Source organism: Pseudoalteromonas luteoviolacea (genome assembly GCF_001750165.1).
Lineage (GTDB): Bacteria > Pseudomonadota > Gammaproteobacteria > Enterobacterales > Alteromonadaceae > Pseudoalteromonas > Pseudoalteromonas luteoviolacea_G.
The window spans coordinates 3664479-3685163 of the sequence record NZ_CP015411.1; the positions used below are offsets into that span (position 1 = coordinate 3664479).

Below are 20685 nucleotides of genomic sequence, written 5' to 3' on the forward strand. Positions count from 1 at the left end.
AAATATAGGCTTAGTTGAAGAGAACTAATGCGAACAGTACCATTCTTTTGTCCGGAATAGATTTATAAACCAGCTTGATTTGATAGAATCAATTTACCAAACACTACCAGCGTAACTTATGGAACTACTTTATTTTGCAATTGCTTTTGCGTGTGGTTTTTCAATTTATCAATTAAAGCTACCGCCTCTGATTGGATTCTTGATGGCAGGGTTTATTCTCAACCTGATGGGTCAACAAACAACGCCTTTGCTTTCGCAATTGGCTGACCTGGGTGTCACCATACTGTTATTTAGTATTGGATTAAAATTACGAGTCAAAAACTTAGTTAAACCCCAAGTTTGGGCTCCTGCAACTTTGCATATTGTTTTGAGTAGTGCCTTTTTTGCCTCTTTACTGCTATTGTTGTGTATCTTCAACTTACCACTTTTCAATGAACTCGACCTACAAAGCGCTTTACTTGTCGGCTTTGCATTTAGCTTTTCTAGTACAGTATTTGCCGTTAAAGTCCTCGAAGAGCGCGGTGAAATGGCCAGTTTGCATGGTAAAATCGCCATCGGTATCTTGGTTATGCAAGATATATTTGCTGTCGTTTTCCTAGCCATTAGTACAGGTAAAATGCCAAATATATGGGCATTGGGTTTAATAGTTGGTCTATTTGTGTTTAGAAAAGTCATGTTCTGGGTGCTTAGCCGCTCCAAACACGGCGAGTTACTGCCACTGTTTGGTTTCTTCTTTGCGTTGGTCGTTGGCTACCACGCCTTTGAATTCGCAGGCTTAAAAGGTGATTTAGGTGCACTCATTATCGGTATGATTTTCGCCCCGCACAAAAAAGCAAGTGAACTGGCCAAGTCACTACTTAATCTCAAAAACGTATTGCTTGTCGGTTTTTTCCTAAACATCGGACTAAATGCCAGTATTTCTTTAAATGCTTTCCTTATTGGCTTACTACTAGTACTTGTATTACCTGTAAAAGTCACGCTTTACTATGTCTTGACCAACATGTTCAGGCTGCGTGCTCGTACTTCGTTACTCAGTGCCTTTACACTCTCTAATTACAGTGAATTTGGTCTGATAGTCTGTGCCGTTGCCGCAAGTTCTGGCCTAATTGCGCCAGACTGGCTGGCGGTAGTCGCCATCGCCGTTTCGATTACTTTTATTATCGCATCCCCACTAAATAAGCGTGCTAACGAAATCTATGTCAAATTTGAACATATCTTGCAGAAATTTGAGAGCCCTAAGCGCCTTGAGGAGGAACTGCCAGTTAATCTAACAGACACTCGCATCGTTATTTTTGGTATGGGTAGGATCGGCACAGGTGCTTATGAGACTATTCACTGCTCTCACCCCGACTCTGTTGCTGGCATTGACATTAAGCCTGAAGTTGTGGATAAGCACGTGAAAAGAGGACGTCGCGTACTATTGGCCGATGCAACAGATCCTGACTTTTGGCAACGTGTAAACCATTCTAACGTTGAAATGGTAATGCTAGCGATGCCCAAGCATATGCAAAACATATATGCACTTGAGCAATTACAAGCGTCTGGTTATACCGGTCAAGTTACAGCAATAGCGAACTATCCGGACCAGCAAAAGGAACTGGAAGACATGGGAGTTCACTCCACTTACAACTTCTATTTAGAAGCTGGTAGTGGTTTTGCAGAGCACGTAAAAGAAAAATTATTCTAAATTAAGTAAATAGTTCTCAGACCCTCTAAAAGGTACTGAGAACTATTTTTATTTTCCTGTCATATAGTTACATCTAGACGTCTAAAAACCCCTTCTCTTTTTAGCACATTTTTGTATTAGTGCGATTTACAAAACTTTACAACGAAGTTAGTAATTTGACACCGAAACAGAGTACACTGGCTGTGTCAGTTAGAGAGCTGTTCTCTAATTTTTTGTACTTAAATCTTATACTTAGTATCCTTTTTTGGGAACAACCTAGGATCCTAGCATGATATTTTATGAGGGTTTGCATGAGCAAAAATAAGTTAAATTCGTACTTTCCAGCAGCAGTTGACGATGTCAATGCAGGCCCATTTGCCGACATTCAAAAACGCTTGGATGATATTCAAGACTCAGGTATGACAGCGTTGGCAATTCGTAATATTTTATTTCATAAAATGCTGGATTTGCACTCTGTGCCTGAAGATCATTTTTTGCGTAACGAATCTACGCCAGAGCGCCTAGATGATCCAAGTCTGATTGCTAAATTAAATGACTTAGGCTTTTATCGCGCGTCTTCAAGAGTTATGCACTAAGCAACCAATTTTTGAGGGCCTACTCCCTCTAATATAGGCTGGCAATGCCCGTCGCCAGCCTACCTTCTTTCTAACTACTCTTTTTTTTCTTCAACATTTTCTTTGGCATCATTGCTTTGCATGACTCGATAACAGGCTTATAGTAAATAGCCCACAATGAATCGTGACCTGCATCATACTTACCAACCCCGATAGAAATACTTTTGGCTTCTGATGCACGTATAAGGCTTCCTGCTAAACGGTCCCAAATTGCTAATGCTGAGCCGATATTAGTGTCAAAATGCTTAGGGTTGTCACTGTGGTGAATTTGATGCTGAGCAGGGCTTATGAACCAGCCTTCTAGCTTATCACCCCAGCTGAACCAAATATGAGAGTGGCGAAGGTTTGAACCACAGATATTAAAAACAAATACAAACGCGTTTGCACCCAGAATATCAAACATGCTCAGCGCAGAGCCAAAAAAGAAGTAACCCAGCCCAACAACTATCCCTTGTGTCAATGCCATACGACACGCATAAAAATAACTTTCAATTGGATGGGAACGATATATCGTGAATGGAGTAAGCACCTTAGCGGAATGATGTACTTTGTGAATTTCCCACAGGCAAGGCACTTTGTGTAATGCCAAGTGGAGAAGATATCGTGTTAAGTCATCCACTAAAAATAACATCAAGGTGAATAGTGCGACGACAACGAACGGTGGCCATTGCAATTGAAGAGGTGGTCCGAATAGTATTTCCAATGCATCGGAAATACCAATGGCAACCGGTACCATGGTCAGTACAATGGGTGCAAAGGTCAGCGCCTTAATGATACGGTTAATAATAAATAAACCATAATCTTGTTTGGCACTCTCATGAAGCCAAACCGATCTGGGAAACAAGAACTGCCAGAAGCCTTTTACAGATCGTGATTGACTGGTGGCATAATAGACAAAAAATGCCATTGCAACTGCCGAAGCCAAATACAACCAAAAAATACGTTTATTTGCATCGACTAAATACCCTGGCAAGGTTGAGATACTTTGCCAAATAGTCTCCATCATTAAAATCTAAATCTCCCAATAAATTTAAAAAAGGCCACATAAAGCGGCCTAATATCAACATAACATTTGCGAGTCATTCAACTCTTAAAATGCATATTTATATCCAACAGTCAGCTGTCTCGGTTTGCCAGGACGTGCGCCATAAGGTCTTCGGCTCACAATTTTATCCTCATCCAATAAGTTGTCCACTTTCAAGTAGACTTGACCGTAGTCATCAAAGTCATAACTGGCTGAGAAATCAACAGTTGTCGAAGATGGCACTTCTTGACCCTCTAAATAAAGCGTGAACTCCTGGGTCCCATCGACCCAACTGCGTCCAGCGGCTTCTGGCATAGAGCCAATATACTTAATAGCCAATGAAGTACGCCACTTTTCAGCACTCAAGCCAATGTTAAAACTCACTTGATGCTCTGGCAGATATGGCAATGGATCACCACTTCTCACCTCACCCCATTGCGCAAAGGTCGTACGGCGGTCATTTTTAAACTCACCTTTGGTATACGTATAAACAAGACTATACGGTATATCTAATTGTAAATTTAAAGGATAACGTTGTGAGAATTGTGCCTCAAGGCCGTATACATGCGCTGCGCCGCCATTAAACTCAGCATCCTGTTGTGTACTGTCACCGCAATTAGACTGACCACAACTTTCTTTTAAGTTGCTATAGTCATTGAAAAAGCTAACAATTTCAAATTCAGTAACACCATCGTTGAAACGGCCACCAAATTCATAATTCGTACTTTTTTCAATCTCAATCTCTGAAGATTGCGCTGGAGATGCCGGCGAGAAGCCTCTATGTACACCAAACAATAAACCCGAATCTTCACTTAACTGATAAAAACCACTTAGACCTGGCAACCAAATACGCGTTGTTTTATCAAGCCAATCATCTGGGTTATTGTTGTTTTGGTAGTGCATGTCCATAATCTCACCACGCAAACCCACACCCAAAGTTAACGCATCAAACTTAATTTTGTCTTCAACGTAAATCGACCAAGCTTCTGTATGTTCAGTATTCAATGTAGTGAAGCGCTTACTGTTCGCTACCAAAGACGATACACCTGACTTCATTTCATAGCTTTCTTCAAAGTGCTTACGTTCGATTTCATCCTCATGGAATCTCACGCCAAATGATAAATCATGGTTTAGGTCAAATAAGTCAAACGTAAAGTCACCGTCAATTTGTATCCCTTGCGAATAGTACTCCCTGTCATTTGTACCCATAGTCAAGAAATTGGCTGCACCAGGCACTACAGAGTCTTGCTCACCTTTTAGGATTTCGTATAGACGTTGATTGTCTTCAGCTTCCGGATTTAGCAAGATCTCCTGAGGTGATTTGCCTTCAACACTGTTTAATTTGAGCCAAGCACGCTCATAATCATTACGATATAGACGTGTTGTTAAACTCAAATTCTCTGTGCTCATACTGTGGGTGAACATCACTTGCTGATGTTCAGTATCCATTTTTGCAGGCGCGGTTGCTGCGTAACGGCGATATGGATTTTCAGCAAAATCAGCTTCGGTCAAACCGAGATAAGTTTCATCTGAAATCTCATCTGCATAGCTTAACTTTAAGCCGAAGTTATGTTCGATGTTACCCTGCTGCAAACGATAGTTAAATTTAGCTAAGAAATCATTTTTATCAAAGCCCGTGTCACCACCACCGTCAAGCTCCTTAAAACCATCTGCTTGAACATTTACGGCTTCGACTAAGAAGCCAATATTATTAACCACTGAGCCAAAATAACCATGCGCTTTGGTATAACCATCACCGCCTGCGGCAATGTCTATCGCACCTTCAGTAAACTCAGGCACTGAACGTGTCACAAGGTTTAATGCACCTGCGATGGTCTGAGGACCATGTTTAATTGCAGCAGGTCCCTTAAACACTTCAACCGCGGTCATACGTGTTGTTTGTGGGAAATAGTATGCAGCCGGTGCTGAATAGGGTGCTGGACCAATTAAAACACCATCTTCCATTATGGTAATTTTTTTACTACGTTCAGGCGTTACACCACGAAAGCCAATATTGGGACGCAAACCATAGCCATCTTCCTCACGGATATTCACCCCTGGCACAGAAGAAAGTACGCGATGTATGTCATCATACTCGTACTCACCTAATTGCTCTTCTGTCAGTAAAGTGGCAGAACCAGCCTCAGTCCTTAACTTGTCGTAATGACTGATAATTTGGATATGTTCGATGTCATCTTTCGCTGTTTCATCAGCGTAAGCACTTGGTAACGCAACAGCAACCGCCATTGCCAGTAATGATTTGTTAATACGTGTGTACTTAGTCATTATCACCTGCCGATGTTTGAGGAAGTTCTAGAGCCAACTTATTGATAAAGTCATTCTTAAGCTCGTCAGTGACATTTTTCACCTTGTCATGCACTTCAGTTACAGCGGCAGTATTGTTTTCAACTGTGTCTTTTAAAGAACCATCAATAGCCAACAAAGCAGCTTCTGCTTCATTAAGCCCTGTTAACATGCGCTGTTTTACATCTGAGCCTTGCTCCGCATCAAGGAAGTCATCAAAGCCTAGCGTATTGTCTGCATTACTGCCTTCACCCGTAAAGATTTGTCTGAATGCGCGGATATTAGCAAGTAAGTTTTCTTTTGAATGCTCGGAGATGTCAGACTCCACATCCTGCGGGCAGATATTAGAGCCACAACTGTTGGTAAATAAACCTAAAGGCTCACCCAACTTTTGATCTTTAAGCTCTTTAGTCATATAGAACAGTGCTTTTGAAATTTCATTCAATGCGGTGTGTGCTGAATCAAACTGTGAACCTGAGCTGCCTGCGTTAATCAATTGATTTGCAAAGCCATCGTCGCCTTGCCAGCGCGCAAGAATGGCAGTACTGTTTACGACAATATCACCAGCTGCTGTATGGGCAAATTCACAGCGCGCCACTTTTCGCTCCTCGACTGTGCGGCTGTTCCATGGAGCAAGTGCTTCATTTGCAAAACTACAGCTGTGGTCATAGTTTGTATTGAATAACGCATGTTCAATCGCAATTAAACCTTTTCTGTCTGATGTACGTGCTTTGATATCATAAGGTTTGCTTGGATCACCGTTGATAACCCCATCCTCATGATAAACGATATCCTGATCAATACTACAAAGCGCGCCACCAGCTGGCCAAGAGTAAATATTACTCTTTAATGCTTTACCATTTTCCAATAATGGACCCACTTGCATTAATTCAACATATTGCCAACCAGCCATCGCTGCACGCCAGCTGTCTTTCGCTTTGTCATGGAGCTCAGATGCAGTATCGCTTTGCGCCTTTTCTGCCACACAATATTCTGCTATTTGTGTTTGCTGTGCTCTGGCAAATTGATCGAATTGAGTTAATGTTGGGGTCAATACATTATTAACCAAGTTTGCAACCAACGCAGCCTCATCGAACGACGTTGGCGTCGTCGGCGTAGTTGGAGTAGTCGGTGTTGTTGGTGTAGTTGGATTAGTCGTACCATTACCACCTGCAAACTCAGAGCCTGCTGTACTCGAACTACTCTCTCCACAGCCACTTAATAGCAAGGTGACTGCCACAGCGACTGCACTCAATGGGGTTAACACTCTCATTGCGTCTCTCTTTTTTGATACCTATAAATAAAACAAAAGGTTAGCTACATAAGCAGCTAACCTTTACGTTATAAATAATAAAACAGATTACCAGTTAGCAACATTATCTGCATCAAAGTTATATGCTTGTGCAATGATGTCACGTGCTTTTTCTAAGTCTGCAATGTATGCGTCCACGTCTGCTGCTGCAAGCTTAGGTGCATCACCCATTAACTGGTGAATTTCTTTAAACTGCTCATCAGTAATTGGTGAATGAGGGTTGAACTGTGAGTTCAATGCAAAGCCTTTCATCTCTGACCAATGTTTAGCAACAGCGTAGAACTGCTCAGCTGTGTAAGCACCGCCTGCAATATCTTTCAGGTCACCATCTTCATGGCTAATAGTGTCATTGATGTAATGAACTACTGTCGCTGCGATTGATTTTTCCCAGTAAAGAAGCGCTTGGTCACGGTACTTTTTAAGCTCAGCTTGGTCTTCAGCAGACCACTGATCAATGTTAGTACCTACGTTTTTATTAATGATTGCACGGCCATTGATGAATGCAATTTGTGCTGCTGCACTGAAATCAGTTGGGTTTGCATTGCTCTTCGTACCACGGTCACGTTTTGCAGCATTACCTGAGTTACCGAAGTTGTACTCAGATTTCAGGTCAATACCGTTTTGACCATCAAAGTCATTGTAACCATTTTCAAATTCTGGGCGACCATCTTTACCAGCAATCTCGTCATCAGAGTACTCTAGATAGTTGATTGCTGCACCAAAGTAGCCATAAGCTTCATCCCACTTATGCTCCATATCAGTGTAATTTTTGTCAGCGTCAACTTCAGCATTCTGCGCAGGCGAGATCTCTGTGTTACCTTCTGGATTACTGAAGAGCAACTCATCCATATAATCATCAGCACCTTGTGACAATGAAACAGCACCATTTAAGTGCTTTTGGATCAGCTGTGCAACGTCTAAACCTTCAGGAGTTACATATAGCTTTGTTAATTCAACACTGCCTTCATTATGCTCTGCAAAGATTTTAGTACCGCCATTTGCTGTTTCTACTTGCTTTTTAATTAAGTCAAAGTAGTACTCAACCAAGCCATTTGGCGTTTTGTCAAACGTGCCAAACTCAGTCCAACCTACGAATGATGTGCCATTATTCCACTCTTTATTCATTGGAGAAGCATCACTACCAGCAATCTTACCACCTGCGCCTGCAACAGTTTTCTTACTGCTGATTTCACCTAAGTTGGTTTGTGCTACGCCTTTACCTTCAGTGAAAGTGAATGCAGAACCGTGGAAGCTTTCGTCTTGTGCTAAGATAAAACCTTCAGCCACAGTAAGTGTCGTATTACGGTCATCAACGCTTACGTCTGTCGTTAGCTTACCAAGCAAAGACTTTGCTTCAGCCATAGCTGCATGACGAGAGGTTTGACCTGAATAAGCTACGCTTGAGTTGCCTCCATTAACAAACGCATACAGGTTTTTACCAGCCGTTGGCTCCATATCTGTAATAGCAACTTCAATCGCCTGCTCTACTTTTTCGCCAGCTGAGTCAGTTGCAGTAACTGTTAAGCCAACTTTCTGTTCAGCTTCTTGCTCGAAGTTTAATGCGTTGAACGCTTTAAGCTTTAACTTACCTTCAACAATTTCAAAACGACCGTCACTTACTGTAAATGTAAGCGCAGCTGCATCATCATTATCATCCGCAATGGTGATACCTGTAACTTCTGCGCCCAGCGTATCTTCCATAACACTTGCTGTTTCAACAGTAATAGTTGGTGCTTTATTTGAAGGAGTTGTTGGTGCAGGTGTTTCTGGAGTAGTTACTGTGTTGTTATCGCTACTAGAGCCACCACAACCTGTTAAACCAACCGTTGCTGCTAGAATTGCAGTTGCAAGCAGAGACTTTCTTAATGCCATTGGACGTCTTCCTATGAAAATTATTTGTATTTGCATTTTCTTAACGGGACAAAGTATACACCGACCTAAATAGCAATCAATATTATTTGCGTTGTTAAACGTATACAAATTGACAGGTAGAGTTAAGACTAAATATAGAAGAGAAAATGAGAGTCAATAGCATTAAATCTGAAATAATTTGTAACAACCTGTTTTGAAAGGATTTTGATTTTTTAAATACAAATTATAGAATATTTTGTTATATATTTTTCACAGGGTTTGGTTGATTTATAGTTCGAAAAATTCGAACTATAAATATTTACCACGCCTCTTTCACAAAGAGATACCCTTGACGCCAAACGGTTTTTATCTTTTGCGGACTAGTTGCATTGTCCCCGAGCTTCTTACGAAGGCACGATACACGCACATCAATTGTTCGGCTGTTTATTTGATACCCCTGACCGATAATCTTTTGGTAAATTTCTTCTCGGCTGACCACCTGAGGAGCCTTAAAGGCCAATAACCAAATTAGATCAAATTCATGCGTTGTCAAACTCACGAGTGAATTTTCTAACATGACAGTGCGCTCATCGCCTTTGATGGTCAAAGCACCGAAAGTGAGTACATTGCCCTCATTATTGATATTTTTTACTTTGGCTACTTGGCATTTTCGCGACATTGCGTCCAATCGAGCCCGCCATAACCGTGGCTTGGCATGAGTTGCAATCACATCATCTGCGCCAAGTTCGAGTAACAGGCTTTGAATATCATCATTGTTGTCATCTACTGATACAAAAACAGGAGCCTGATAATAGCTTTTTAACGTGTTGATCGTGTCGAATTTTGCACTGGTTGCAATAGTCTGATCTATGACAATGCTACTAACAAATCCTTTGTTACTGGTTTGGTTTACATGATCCAAATTTTCTAAGACCATAGTTTGCACATCAAATCCCTGATTTTGAAGTGCGGCTTGTGGTACTGCCAAGCTGTTACTTTTACTCTCTGCGATCAGTACGGTATGCACTACTTACCTCTGTTCAAAATACCTTAATTTTTTGCGAGTCTACTCCTCTTACCTGAACATCAGCTTTACGAATTAAATATTCCTTTAGATACTGAAAACAATTTATTAATTACCGGATCTTGAAGTCGTTTTTTCTTCACGACCAGCCCAATATCAATCTCTTCAGACTGTAAGTTCAACTGTTGAACTTGATTCTTAAATGGGCTTTGAGACAGCACGATTTCTGGGATATATGCTACGCCAAATCCTAAGCTTGCTAATGCCACCATGGCTTCATGACCGGAAACATGCGCGTATACTTGAGGCTGTATGGACATACGTTTAAAAAAGTCATCAATTCTGTCTTTAAGCACCCCTTGCTCTGGCACAATAAAAGGTAGGCTCCCCCACGGAAGGCTACCACTGCTGTGCTCATTCAACAGTTCAGTTAGGGGGCATGTCATCGTCGGAGCGATAAACACCAACCTCGAACGACCAATTGATTGATACTCAACCCCCTGAGGTAACGAAGCCGGTTTCACCGCGACCGCGACGTCAGCCAAATCCCCTTGTACTTGAGAAATTGAATATGCGGGATCGCCAGTCATCAAGTTTAGCTCGACATGGGGATACTCTTTACGATAACGTGCAAACAAATCATAAATAAAGCTATAAGAAGCCGTCACTGAACAATACAAACTTAATTCACCAGTCAACGGTTTTGAGTCGTCCTGGCACTCACTTTTAAACTGTCGCCAACTAGCCAGTGTAGCCTGAGCATAGTGCACAAATGCCTTACCTTGTGGTGTTAAAGACACACTGCGGTTATCTCTAATAAATAATGGTGTACCAACTTCAGTTTCTAGCTGCTTGATTTGGCGACTTAATGTTGGTGGGCTAATGTAGCACTTCTCGCTTGCTCTTGAAAAATGCAAAGTATCAGCCAAAGCCAGAAAATAGTTGAGCTGTTTGTGGTCCATCAAAACCCCTCCATGTTTCAAAATATGAAATACAATAATTTAAATATATCATTTTACGCAAGCATTACTTCAATCTATCTTGGTTGTAACACAAACATATAATTTAAAGACGACAAAGCAGGACCTAACATGGCGAATTATTTCAACTCCTTACCGCTGCGCGAACAACTTGCGCAATTGGCTCAATGTAAGTTTATGGATCCATCTGAGTTTAATGATGGCGTAGAAGTTCTTAAAGGTAAAAAGTTGGTGATTGTAGGTTGCGGCGCACAGGGCTTAAACCAAGGCCTAAACCTAAGAGACTCTGGTTTAGATGTTGCTTATGCACTAAGACAATCTGCCATCGATGAAAAAAGACAATCATTCTTAAACGCCAGCGATAACGGCTTTGTCGTAGGCAACTATGAAGACTTAATCCCTACTGCGGATTTAGTACTGAATTTAACACCTGACAAACAGCACTCTGCTGTTGTCGAAGCCATCATGCCGATGATGAAACAAGGCGCAACACTTTCATATTCCCATGGATTTAATATTGTAGAAGAAGGTATGCAAGTCAGAGATGACATTACGGTTATCATGGTTGCACCAAAGTGCCCCGGCAGTGAGGTAAGAGAAGAATATAAACGTGGCTTTGGCGTGCCGACGCTAATTGCCGTTCACCCTGAAAATGACCCTGAAGGAAAAGGGCTCGCACAAGCTAAAGCGTATGCCGCGGGAACTGGTGGTCATAAAGCGGGGGTTCTGAACTCATCTTTTATTGCTGAAGTTAAATCTGACTTGATGGGTGAGCAAACTATTTTATGCGGTATGCTACAAACAGGCTCCCTGCTCTGCTTTGATAAAATGGTCGAACAAGGTATTGCCCCTGATTACGCCTCTAAATTAATCCAGTATGGCTGGGAAGTGATCACAGAAGCACTAAAACATGGTGGTATTACCAACATGATGGATAGGTTATCCAATCCAGCAAAAATCAAAGCATTTGAATTGGCCGAAGAACTCAAAAACATCATGGCACCATTGTATAACAAACATATGGACGACATCATCAGCGGTGAATTTTCTAGTGGTATGATGGCTGATTGGGCGGAAGGTGACGCAAAATTATTAGCATGGCGCTCAGAAACCGCTGAAACCGCATTTGAAAAACAGGCCAATACTGAGCTGCACATCTCAGAACAAACCTTTTTCGACAAAGGTATCCTGATGGTTGCTATGGTGAAAGCAGGCGTTGAACTGGCATTTGAAACAATGACTGCAGCGGGCATTATCGAAGAGTCTGCATATTATGAGTCTTTACACGAAACGCCACTTATTGCTAACACTATTGCCCGTAAAAAGCTCTTTGAGATGAACAGAACCATCTCTGATACAGCTGAATATGGGTGTTACTTATATAACCATGCGTGTCTACCTCTATTAAAGCCTTTTATGGAGAAAATCAACAGTGATGTTATTGGTGCAGGCTTAAACCAAGAAGATAACTATGTTGATAATCAGAAGCTTATCTCTGTTAATAGTGTAATTAGAAGGCACCCAGTTGAGGTTATTGGTACAGAGTTGCGCGGCCATATGTCTGCCATGAAACGAATCGTATAAAACAGTTCGCTTGTTAGAACCAAGGCCCAACAGTGAAAACTTTGGGCTTTTTTTCATACATTTAAGTGATTATTTAATAGAAAAGTAAGAAATAAATACGACATAACAAATAAATCTATATGTGTTAATTATTGACCATGGTAGAATTATCGCCACGCGGTAATCAGTTTCTGTAGGTTAAATGAGTAACACAAGCTTTACAATCACTCAAAAAATCACCATCCTAGGTAGTGTCACAGCAATATTAGTTGCTAGCTTAATTGGCTTTATTTCAATTTATCAATCCAAGTCTATGGTTGAATCTAGAATGCTTGGCTCTGAGCTGCCAAGCAAAGTTGAAAGTATCACCAAGTCACTTGAGCAAGAAATTGTGGTATTGAAAAATGCGGCCGAGCAACTTTCCAGTAATCGGTTTATTCTTGATGCAGCACAAAATGACCAGCTTAATGAGGCCCTATTACTGGATGAACTTAAAAGACTGCAGCAGCAATACGGCTTAGCAACAGCATCTTGGGCGAACAGAAATAATAACAAATACTGGAATCAAGATGGCTTTTTAAGAGTGCTAAATACGCAACAAGACGGCTGGTTCTTTGCGTTTACACAGAGTAGAAAAGCGTATTCTATTAGTATATTTCAAGAATCTCCTGGTGATGTAAAAATGTTTGTAAATCACCAGCAGACAAATGGAATTGGTCTAGCAGGATTAGCCAAAAGCATCGACGATATGCAACAAAAACTTGCCAATATGCGTATAGAGGAAAGTGGTTTTGTGTTTGTTGTTAATCAGGAAGGGCAAACGCAGCTGCACCCAGATGCAAGTTTGGTCGCAAAGTCAAATCTGTCTGACTTTTATGGCGTTCGTTCAGCGACGGAGCTGCTCAACAATTCTCGACTAAACATTCTTAAATTAACAACGAAAGATCAAGCTGTTCTGGTTGCTGCCAATCGCATCCCTGACACAGATCTGTACGTTATCGCACAAGTGCCCCAGCAAGAAGTATTTTCACAAGTGACTGAACTACAGTGGCAAATTGTGACTTTTGCACTTATTATCGCATTTATTGCGAGTATTTTCAGCGTACTACTTGCACGTACTCTAAGTGCACCACTATTAAAGATGGCAGACGTATTTAAGCAATTGGGTAGTGGCGATGCCAACCTCAACTATCGTGTACCGCGCTCAGAGCAACCGGAGTTAGCGGCGCTAGGCGATGGGTTCAATCAATTTATCGATAAAATTGAAAGCGCGATTACCAAGGTTGCGACTGAAAGTAGAGATATTCGCGCAGCCAGTGAATTGGTATTTGAGCAATCACAGCGCAATTCACAATCTTTAGATGAGCAAAAAAACCAAACGATATCAGTTGCCGCAGCCATCAATGAAATGGCTGCAACTGTGCAGGAAATCGCAGGTAGTGCAAATAATACAGCGAAGCTTACATTGGCGAGTAAAGAAAGTTCTCAAGAAAGTCATCACTGTGTCCAAACTAGCCAAGAAACCTTAATGGAATTAGCCACCGATATACAAAATATGGCTACACAGGTGGAAACGCTTGCCAGTAAGACCCAGTCAATTGCAAATATTTTAGATGTAATACGGGCTATCTCTGAACAAACGAATTTACTTGCTTTGAATGCGGCAATTGAATCGGCTCGGGCTGGTGAGCACGGCAGAGGATTTGCTGTCGTTGCAGATGAAGTCAGAGCACTTGCCAGCCGTACATCTCAATCTACTGACGAGATCCAAGCAACCATTACTGAGCTCACAGCGGCGTCCGATTCAATAGTGGAACAAATCGCACTGTCATCTAATCAGGCAGAACAAAGTGTTTCACAGATGCAAACGTCTGTTGAACTGATGGATAAAATTACTGAAACAGCAAACCAGATCAATGATATGACCACTCTAATTGCAACAGCTACGGAACAGCAAAGTAACGTAGTCGTTGATGTAGGTAGAAGTATTGAGCAAATCAGTGTCATCAGTGATGAGGTTATGAATGACCAATTAAGTACAGAGCAAGCTATTCAACAATTAGCTGACTCAGCTAAGGCATTGGATAAATTGGTTGCAAGCTTTTAGGACTTAAGTACAGATATTACGCAACGCTTTGTAACAATTTTTTCTTTATTTACTGCCAAGTTTCGCTAGTCTAATAAGAAAGGCTGTTGGGAGTAACTATGATGAAATCAAAGTTTCAAAGCGTTCTGTTGACTACATTTTTCGTAGCAATCAGTATAATAATTAGCGGATGTAAAACGATCCCTCCAGTTAACCCTCACAATCTCGCCCTTCTTAAACAGGCGCCATTTAAGACATTAAAAGTAGAGTCTCAAAAAGAAATATTTGTTTTAGATGAACAAATCATTACGTCGTTAGAAAAACACTTCCGGCAAGATAGCCAACCCGAGCTTAAACATGCTGAACTGATCATGCAGTTTTTGCTGGAAAACGGAGATGCATCATTATCATATATGAGCGATGCCAATCTCACTGCATCGCAAACATATCAAAATTTAAATGCAAATTGCCTATCATTGTCGATTTTGTCTTATAGCTTGTCCGAGTTTTTAAATCTAGAAGCCGAGTTTCAGAGGGTACATGTACCTGAGTATTGGGCTACCAGCCGTGGGTATAATTTTTTAAGTGGTCATATCAACCTGAAAATACACGAAGACAGAACCAAATATTTCACAAAGCAAGTACTTCATACCTCACCAAGAACATTGACCATTGACTTTGACCCCAACAGTAGACAGCAAGCATTCAAAACCACCCCAATAAGTAAAGAGCGGGTCACTGCGATGTTCTACAACAACAAAGGTGCGATCAATATGGTTGAAAACCAGTATGATTTGGCATTCAGCTATTTCTATGCAGCCATTAATATGGATCAAAACTATTCTAGCGCCTGGGCGAATTTGGCCATACTGTATAGAATGGCTGGAGATTTAAATACAGCCGAACGCCTTTACGAACAAGCCATTGCACTTGATCCGGACAATAATACCGCAAGAGGCAATCTAGCAGTGTTATACGATTTGACAGACAGGGCCGAACAAGCAGAAGTCATTAGAGAAAGCTTACATCAATTTCGCAAATCTAACCCATATTATGTTCTAACATTAGGTAATCAGGCCATGGAAGATGGTAATATTGGCAAAGCGATTAGACATTATAGAAATGCGTTAAAGCTAAACAATAAATTACATGAAGGACACTTTGCGCTGGCAAAAGCGTATTACGCAAAGGGAGATATCCAACTCACCAAAATTCATATGAAACGTGCACTTGATTTAGCTGAATTTGAGCACAATCAAATACAATACAAAGGCAAACTGGAATGGTTAGATGCAGTGGCGAAAAATTAGCCTTCTCATATTAGTGCTCTTTAGTTCCAAAGCATATCTATTAGAGCGAGATATGCTGATATTAACAAGCCCCGAATTTGAAGGCAGACCTTCAGGCGGGGCGACCCCACATCGCAGTGCATACTATATTACCCGACAATTACAAAAATATAATTTAGACGTTCAATTTCAACAGTTTGAATTCGAGTTCGGCTTTTTTGACTCTGCAACTGGGCACAACGTAGTCGCAACACAATACTGCAAGCGCATACAATGTAAGCCGCCAATTGTAATTACTGCTCATTATGACCACCTAGGGAAGCGGGGAAGTCGATACTTTCCGGGTGCAAATGATAATGCATCTGGGGTGGTGGTCATGATAGACATTGCAAAGCAGCTACATAACGAAGATATCAATCGAGACATCATATATGTCGCCACAGACGCAGAAGAAAAGGGACTTCATGGGGCCAAAGCTTTTGTAAAAAAGCTGGCCGGTCGAGAAGTTTATATGAACATCAATCTGGATATGCTCGACTTACAGAAAAAGAATAAGTTATATGCACTAGCATCAAGATCTTTACAGCCCTTAAAAAGTGATATTACTACCACATTTAACGCCACACCAATAAAATTTCGACTGTATTTTTCAGCTAAAATCATGGCTCGGCGCTTAAACGCTCCTCAGATTGATTGGCTTAGAGCCAGTGACCACTATCCATTTCATAGAGCAAATATCCCTTTTATCTATTTTGGTGCGGGCTTGGACAAAAATCATCACTCTGTTAAAGATACATTTGATGAGATCAACTTTGAAAAGCTCACGCAAGTATCGAATGCAATCACTAAATTTGTGCGCTCACAAACTTCAGACAATGCCTCAGCCACTAATTGACGCTTTTGAGCTTTGTTAAGCTGCTTTACTTGCCATTCAAGTTTGGCCGCATCTACTTTGGATAAATGAGACACAGCCACGATGAGTGATATAGGTCCCTTACCACGCAAACTCTTAGCACCTGTACCATTGTTATGTTGCGCTAGTCGACGATGTAAGTCTGTGGTTATCCCTGTATACCAGTGACCTAATCTATTTTCGACAATATATAAATACCATTGTGTATTGGCTTGATTACTTTTACTCACATTTAAATTTCTCGATCTTAGAAACTTTTTCCAAATTGCACAGTCGAATTGCACAATCTACTTTACCTTCTTAATGCAATCTGTATCATTCGTAATAACCTAAAATAAGGATACACATACATGCAGTACAATAAACCCCTTTTGACTTGGCTGGTAGCCGCCATCATGACTATATTTTTGTCCGGTTGTTCAAGCTGGGTTTATAGGATAAATGTGCCTCAAGGCAATTTTTTAGAACAATCAGATGTCGACAAACTCAGAATCGAAATGACTAAAGAACAAGTTATGTTCGTTCTAGGCACGCCCGTTGCAAAAGATGCGTTTAATTCTTCAAAGTGGCACTATAAGTACGTATTTAACATTGATAGAGAGTCAGAAATACGTAAAAGCTTAATCGTGCATTTTGAAAACGATAAATTGGTAAAGCTCACAGGAGATTTTGAAATACCTGCAGAGTTTAATACACCGTTAAACAACTAATTTATAGCGTAGCTTACGATGGGCAGGATTTTCTCCTGCCTACCAAGATAATAACTCGCCTCTTCTAAACGATTAAATGCTCACCACCGCCAAACACATAATGAGTGTAAAAACAGCTTGAATTGATAAGCTTACCCAGCTCAGCGCCCCTAAAAAACGCAGGCTTAAAGGCAACTTTGTGGCAGGAAAAAGCCGTCTATTCTTTAATAATCTTGCCAAAGCAAAAATGAGCAAGGTTGCACTTGAAATAAGCAAGATCATAGATAACTTATTGTCACGCGATGCATCTAAAAACAACACAAGCTGTAATGGCAAAAGCAATATTGTCAACGCTTTCAGTGTATAAACCCTTAATATACGCTGATACTTAGCATGGTCACTTAGCTCAATAATGCCACGCTTTTCCAAGTATTTTTTTGAGTTTACTGACTGATTCTCTGTGGCTAAACGATAAGGTGTACAACCAGACGCATCTGCAAGTCTCGGGTCCACACCCATACCTTCTACAAGCTCTAGCATAGGTCGAGAATTAGACAGTACCGCGTAATGCATCAAATTTCTGCCCAAATCGTCTAATGATACACCGCAGTGGAACTCTCTGAGCGCTTTTGCAGCACTAACAAACCCTTTCTCAACAATCCACATCATTGCAGACTTACCTGCGCTGTCAGCACCATGGCCTCTCGCACCTTTTTCAATCAAAGAGAGCATATTGGACTGCTTAGCTGCCCCCGACATAACTTGCTCCAACAGGGCATTATCAAGGATCTGTAAACGCTCTTCCTCGTTGCATAGCAGTGTCAGCAACCCCTCACAATCATGTCCTTCATTCAGATACTTTACCGCTTCAGCTTGCGTCAAAGCCGTATTTTCTAGTACATCTTTGTAGTGCTTAGCAAGGCAGGTCTGACTTAATTCACCACCCGACAGCCACAGTTCGCAGGTTTGTGATGGTGTTAACCTGAAGCACTGAGGCAGTAGCCAACACAACGTTTTAAATTGCTGATTTTTCAAAAGTAAGTCGACAAAGGATATTTTATTTTGGATTTTAGCCTGAGACGCAATGCTTGAGTACTGCGATAAGCAACCAAGTAACTTTAGGGTTAAATCATCTCGACTGATCCCCGCTTGCTCAATATGCTTCAATAGCTCTGCAACATAGCTATGCTGCTCGTCATCGTATTCATCAATATGTTGAAAAAAACACGATTCAAACGGGTCTAGTGGCTTTAGCCATGCAACGTAAAATATCGGTGGCAAAACTTGGGAAGTAACGCCCTGCTCATCTTTAAGCACATCGCATTCAGGCCATGCCTCAAGTGCATCAAGGATGAATGCGCCATTATCTTCCACAAGGCCTTTTAGGAGTAAAGGAAACTGAGAGGGCCAAATTAAAACTTGCTCCATGGATGCACAAACCATTTAAATAATATTATTAAAGTTACTTTTGCTGAGTACTAAGGACACTCACCCTTGCCAGCCTGCAAGATAATACCAAGTGTAAACCTAAAAAGCTGCGAATATCTCACACTATTTACATATATAATAAACTTTAAAGAGGCTAAGTTATAAACTCGTACAAAGACGATGATTTTAGTAGACTGTATTACACTGAGTAATACCAACTCGTTTCAGCCTATAGGATACACATTTATCTGAGCTGAACAAAAATGTGAGTACCATTTTGGAAAAATTAGAAACTTGGAAAGTAATATTAATCATCATCGCGGTGTTTGGCTATGTGATTGGCAATATTATGCTACTCAAATACGCAAATAAGTTTAATGTAAAAGCAAAATTAGATAAGCAGATCAAACCAGAGCAACCAGAAGACAACGATAAACAAGAAGAAAAAGAAGAACGAAAATAAGTAGTGAGTACCCTTAAGTACTCACTATGAGGAGATAAACTAACCGACCAACCAATGTGCCATCAAAGCAATGACAGGCAGAGTTACCAGTGTTCTTAAGATAAATACTGCAAATAACTCGAAGATATTGACTGGAATTTTGCTACCTAGTAATAGCGCCCCAACTTCTGACATATAAATTAGTTGTGTCACACTTAGCGCCGCAATAATAAAACGCGTGACATCACTTTCAATATTACTCGCTGCCAAAATGGATGGAATAAACATGTCAGCAAAACCGACCACAATCGTTTCAGCAGCTTTGGCCGCCTCTGGTACTTGTAATAATTCTAAATATGGAATGAAAGGCTGGCCTAGGAATTGAAAAATTGGCGTTTCTTCAGCAATAATTAATGCGAATGTCCCCACGGCCATCACAACAGGTAATACAGCAAACAGCATATCTAGCGCATTGGATACACCTTCTTTTACAGTCCCTTTGACACCCGGTGCATTGTGCGCCTTTTGCAAAGCGACATCTAATGCATGACCAAATAATGTCTTGCCTTCTGGCACCGCCTCAGAGTCTTGATTATGCGTTGTACCATCAACATACACATCTTTTTTGAAACTCAGTGGAGGAAGCCTAGGTACAATGATCGCTGCGACCACCCCTGCGGCACACACCGTCAGGTAAAAAGGGGCAAATAAATGTTCTAATTTAACCTGACCAATGACGACCAAGCAGAATGTAATTGAAACGGCAGAAAACGTCGTACCAATTATAGCCGCTTCACGTTGTGTATAATGCTTGTCTTCATATTGACGAGAAGTCATCAAAATACCAACGCTACCGTCTCCTAGCCATGATGCAACACAGTTAACAGCACTTCGCCCTGGTACACCAAATAAAGGTCTCATGACCTTGGTAAGTAATGTGCCAACCAGCTCTAACAAACCAAAGTTTAATAACAGTGGCAGCAGTAAACCGGCAAAAACAAACACAGAAAAGAGTACAGGTAGAAGATCATTTAACACTAAAGCCCCTGTACCACTTGAATGGATCAACTCGGGCCCAACTTTAAAGAATGTCATTAAAATAAACAACATACCAAAAAGACGTGTCACAACCCATATCCAGCTCACATCAAAAAGGTGTCTAACTAAATCATTTTTCAATACCGCGGCGGGTTTAAACAGCTTAATGACGATACTCAACACACCTGTAATACAGACAATCGATACGATAAGCGCATGTATGAAAGAACTAGTCAAATTCTGTAGCTCTTTTGCTAGCACAGCAATTGGAATCGTCATTGCATCACCAATTGCAACAGGTGTCATAAAAAGGAACACGCCAATCAATGATGGTACAAGGAATGCGAACCAAGTTCTCCAATTCACAGGCGATGTTTGCGTTGTGTCTGACATCATTTCTAAATCCCAAAAAAAGAAAAGAGCTTTCGCTCTTTTCTGAAC

General features: G+C 41.0%; 17 protein-coding genes. 8 read left to right on the plus strand and 9 right to left on the minus strand.

Annotation, left to right across the window (positions count from 1 at the left end):
* Nucleotides 1–118: 118 nt before the first annotated feature.
* Together S4054249_RS15520 and S4054249_RS15525 are read left to right on the plus strand one after the other, a co-directional pair.
* Nucleotides 119–1687, plus strand: a complete 1569-nt coding sequence (locus tag S4054249_RS15520; protein WP_046354785.1) for a cation:proton antiporter family protein — start codon at nucleotides 119–121, stop codon at nucleotides 1685–1687.
* A gap of 290 nt (nucleotides 1688–1977) precedes the next feature.
* Nucleotides 1978–2262: a hypothetical protein gene (locus S4054249_RS15525; protein WP_046354784.1), complete on the plus strand. Its 285-nt coding sequence runs from the start codon at nucleotides 1978–1980 to the stop codon at nucleotides 2260–2262.
* 70 nt (nucleotides 2263–2332) lie between these two features.
* Here the strand turns inward: S4054249_RS15525 and S4054249_RS15530 are convergent, their stop codons facing one another.
* From S4054249_RS15530 to ilvY, 6 genes are all read right to left on the minus strand, one after another.
* The gene (locus tag S4054249_RS15530) at nucleotides 2333–3307 is read right to left on the minus strand and encodes a sterol desaturase family protein (RefSeq protein WP_046354783.1); all 975 of its coding nucleotides are present in this window, start codon (nucleotides 3305–3307) and stop codon (nucleotides 2333–2335) included.
* Nucleotides 3308–3391: 84 nt separating this feature from the next.
* On the minus strand, nucleotides 3392–5611 hold the full coding sequence (locus tag S4054249_RS15535) for a TonB-dependent receptor family protein (RefSeq protein ID WP_046354782.1): 2220 nt from the start codon (nucleotides 5609–5611) through the stop codon (nucleotides 3392–3394).
* On the minus strand, nucleotides 5604–6902 hold the full coding sequence (locus S4054249_RS15540) for an imelysin family protein (RefSeq protein WP_046354781.1): 1299 nt from the start codon (nucleotides 6900–6902) through the stop codon (nucleotides 5604–5606). Before S4054249_RS15540 ends, S4054249_RS15535 begins: the two co-directional genes overlap by 8 nt.
* Before the next feature lie 87 nt (nucleotides 6903–6989).
* The gene (locus tag S4054249_RS15545; RefSeq protein WP_046354780.1) at nucleotides 6990–8813 is read right to left on the minus strand and encodes a DUF4856 domain-containing protein; all 1824 of its coding nucleotides are present in this window, start codon (nucleotides 8811–8813) and stop codon (nucleotides 6990–6992) included.
* A 298-nt stretch (nucleotides 8814–9111) separates the two neighbouring features.
* On the minus strand, nucleotides 9112–9819 hold the full coding sequence (locus tag S4054249_RS15550) for a winged helix-turn-helix domain-containing protein (RefSeq protein WP_046354779.1): 708 nt from the start codon (nucleotides 9817–9819) through the stop codon (nucleotides 9112–9114).
* Between the two features lie 65 nt (nucleotides 9820–9884).
* Entirely contained in the window at nucleotides 9885–10778 is an 894-nt protein-coding gene (ilvY, locus tag S4054249_RS15555; protein WP_046354778.1) for an HTH-type transcriptional activator IlvY, read from the minus strand.
* Between the two features lie 129 nt (nucleotides 10779–10907).
* Here ilvY and ilvC point away from each other — a divergent pair, with 129 nt between their 5' ends.
* The 4 genes from ilvC to S4054249_RS15575 all read left to right on the plus strand — a co-directional run bounded on the left by ilvC (nucleotide 10908) and on the right by S4054249_RS15575 (nucleotide 16629).
* Nucleotides 10908–12380: a ketol-acid reductoisomerase gene (gene ilvC, locus S4054249_RS15560; RefSeq protein ID WP_046354777.1), complete on the plus strand. Its 1473-nt coding sequence runs from the start codon at nucleotides 10908–10910 to the stop codon at nucleotides 12378–12380.
* A 181-nt stretch (nucleotides 12381–12561) separates the two neighbouring features.
* Entirely contained in the window at nucleotides 12562–14466 is a 1905-nt protein-coding gene (locus S4054249_RS15565) for a methyl-accepting chemotaxis protein (protein WP_046354776.1), read from the plus strand.
* A 98-nt stretch (nucleotides 14467–14564) separates the two neighbouring features.
* Nucleotides 14565–15755, plus strand: coding sequence for a tetratricopeptide repeat protein (locus S4054249_RS15570; RefSeq protein ID WP_046354775.1), 1191 nt, complete (start codon nucleotides 14565–14567; stop codon nucleotides 15753–15755).
* 52 nt (nucleotides 15756–15807) lie between these two features.
* Nucleotides 15808–16629, plus strand: coding sequence for a M20/M25/M40 family metallo-hydrolase (locus S4054249_RS15575; protein ID WP_167354848.1), 822 nt, complete (start codon nucleotides 15808–15810; stop codon nucleotides 16627–16629).
* Here S4054249_RS15575 and S4054249_RS26055 read toward each other — a convergent pair.
* The gene (locus S4054249_RS26055; protein ID WP_343223825.1) at nucleotides 16512–16931 is read right to left on the minus strand and encodes a GIY-YIG nuclease family protein; all 420 of its coding nucleotides are present in this window, start codon (nucleotides 16929–16931) and stop codon (nucleotides 16512–16514) included. The genes S4054249_RS15575 and S4054249_RS26055 overlap by 118 nt on opposite strands.
* Nucleotides 16932–16997: 66 nt before the next feature.
* On the opposite strand from S4054249_RS26055, the gene S4054249_RS15580 reads away from it, so the two are divergent.
* Entirely contained in the window at nucleotides 16998–17357 is a 360-nt protein-coding gene (locus tag S4054249_RS15580; RefSeq protein WP_046354774.1) for an outer membrane protein assembly factor BamE, read from the plus strand.
* A gap of 72 nt (nucleotides 17358–17429) precedes the next feature.
* Here the strand turns inward: S4054249_RS15580 and S4054249_RS15585 are convergent, their stop codons facing one another.
* Nucleotides 17430–18764 carry an ankyrin repeat domain-containing protein gene (locus tag S4054249_RS15585; RefSeq protein ID WP_046354773.1) on the minus strand — a complete coding sequence of 445 codons (1335 nt, stop codon included), beginning with the start codon at nucleotides 18762–18764 and terminating at the stop codon, nucleotides 17430–17432.
* A gap of 265 nt (nucleotides 18765–19029) precedes the next feature.
* Here S4054249_RS15585 and S4054249_RS15590 point away from each other — a divergent pair, with 265 nt between their 5' ends.
* Nucleotides 19030–19227, plus strand: a complete 198-nt coding sequence (locus tag S4054249_RS15590) for a DUF2897 family protein (protein WP_235611257.1) — start codon at nucleotides 19030–19032, stop codon at nucleotides 19225–19227.
* A gap of 39 nt (nucleotides 19228–19266) precedes the next feature.
* Here the strand turns inward: S4054249_RS15590 and S4054249_RS15595 are convergent, their stop codons facing one another.
* Entirely contained in the window at nucleotides 19267–20637 is a 1371-nt protein-coding gene (locus S4054249_RS15595) for a YjiH family protein (RefSeq protein ID WP_046354832.1), read from the minus strand.
* Between the last annotated feature and the right edge of the window lie 48 nt (nucleotides 20638–20685).

Bases quoted from the DNA above. Each gene is read 5' to 3' on its own strand.
- S4054249_RS15580 (WP_046354774.1), top strand. From the start codon at position 16,998: ATGCAGTACAATAAACCCCTTTTGACTTGGCTGGTAGCCGCCATCATG.
- S4054249_RS15520 (WP_046354785.1), top strand. From the start codon at position 119: ATGGAACTACTTTATTTTGCAATTGCTTTTGCGTGTGGTTTTTCAATT.
- S4054249_RS15545 (WP_046354780.1), bottom strand. From the start codon at position 8,813: ATGGCATTAAGAAAGTCTCTGCTTGCAACTGCAATTCTAGCAGCAACG.
- S4054249_RS15540 (WP_046354781.1), bottom strand. From the start codon at position 6,902: ATGAGAGTGTTAACCCCATTGAGTGCAGTCGCTGTGGCAGTCACCTTG.
- ilvC (WP_046354777.1), top strand. From the start codon at position 10,908: ATGGCGAATTATTTCAACTCCTTACCGCTGCGCGAACAACTTGCGCAA.
- S4054249_RS15565 (WP_046354776.1), top strand. From the start codon at position 12,562: ATGAGTAACACAAGCTTTACAATCACTCAAAAAATCACCATCCTAGGT.
- S4054249_RS15575 (WP_167354848.1), top strand. From the start codon at position 15,808: ATGCTGATATTAACAAGCCCCGAATTTGAAGGCAGACCTTCAGGCGGG.
- S4054249_RS15570 (WP_046354775.1), top strand. From the start codon at position 14,565: ATGATGAAATCAAAGTTTCAAAGCGTTCTGTTGACTACATTTTTCGTA.
- S4054249_RS15585 (WP_046354773.1), bottom strand. From the start codon at position 18,764: ATGGAGCAAGTTTTAATTTGGCCCTCTCAGTTTCCTTTACTCCTAAAA.
- ilvY (WP_046354778.1), bottom strand. From the start codon at position 10,778: ATGGACCACAAACAGCTCAACTATTTTCTGGCTTTGGCTGATACTTTG.
- S4054249_RS15525 (WP_046354784.1), top strand. From the start codon at position 1,978: ATGAGCAAAAATAAGTTAAATTCGTACTTTCCAGCAGCAGTTGACGAT.
- S4054249_RS15595 (WP_046354832.1), bottom strand. From the start codon at position 20,637: ATGTCAGACACAACGCAAACATCGCCTGTGAATTGGAGAACTTGGTTC.
- S4054249_RS15530 (WP_046354783.1), bottom strand. From the start codon at position 3,307: ATGATGGAGACTATTTGGCAAAGTATCTCAACCTTGCCAGGGTATTTA.
- S4054249_RS15535 (WP_046354782.1), bottom strand. From the start codon at position 5,611: ATGACTAAGTACACACGTATTAACAAATCATTACTGGCAATGGCGGTT.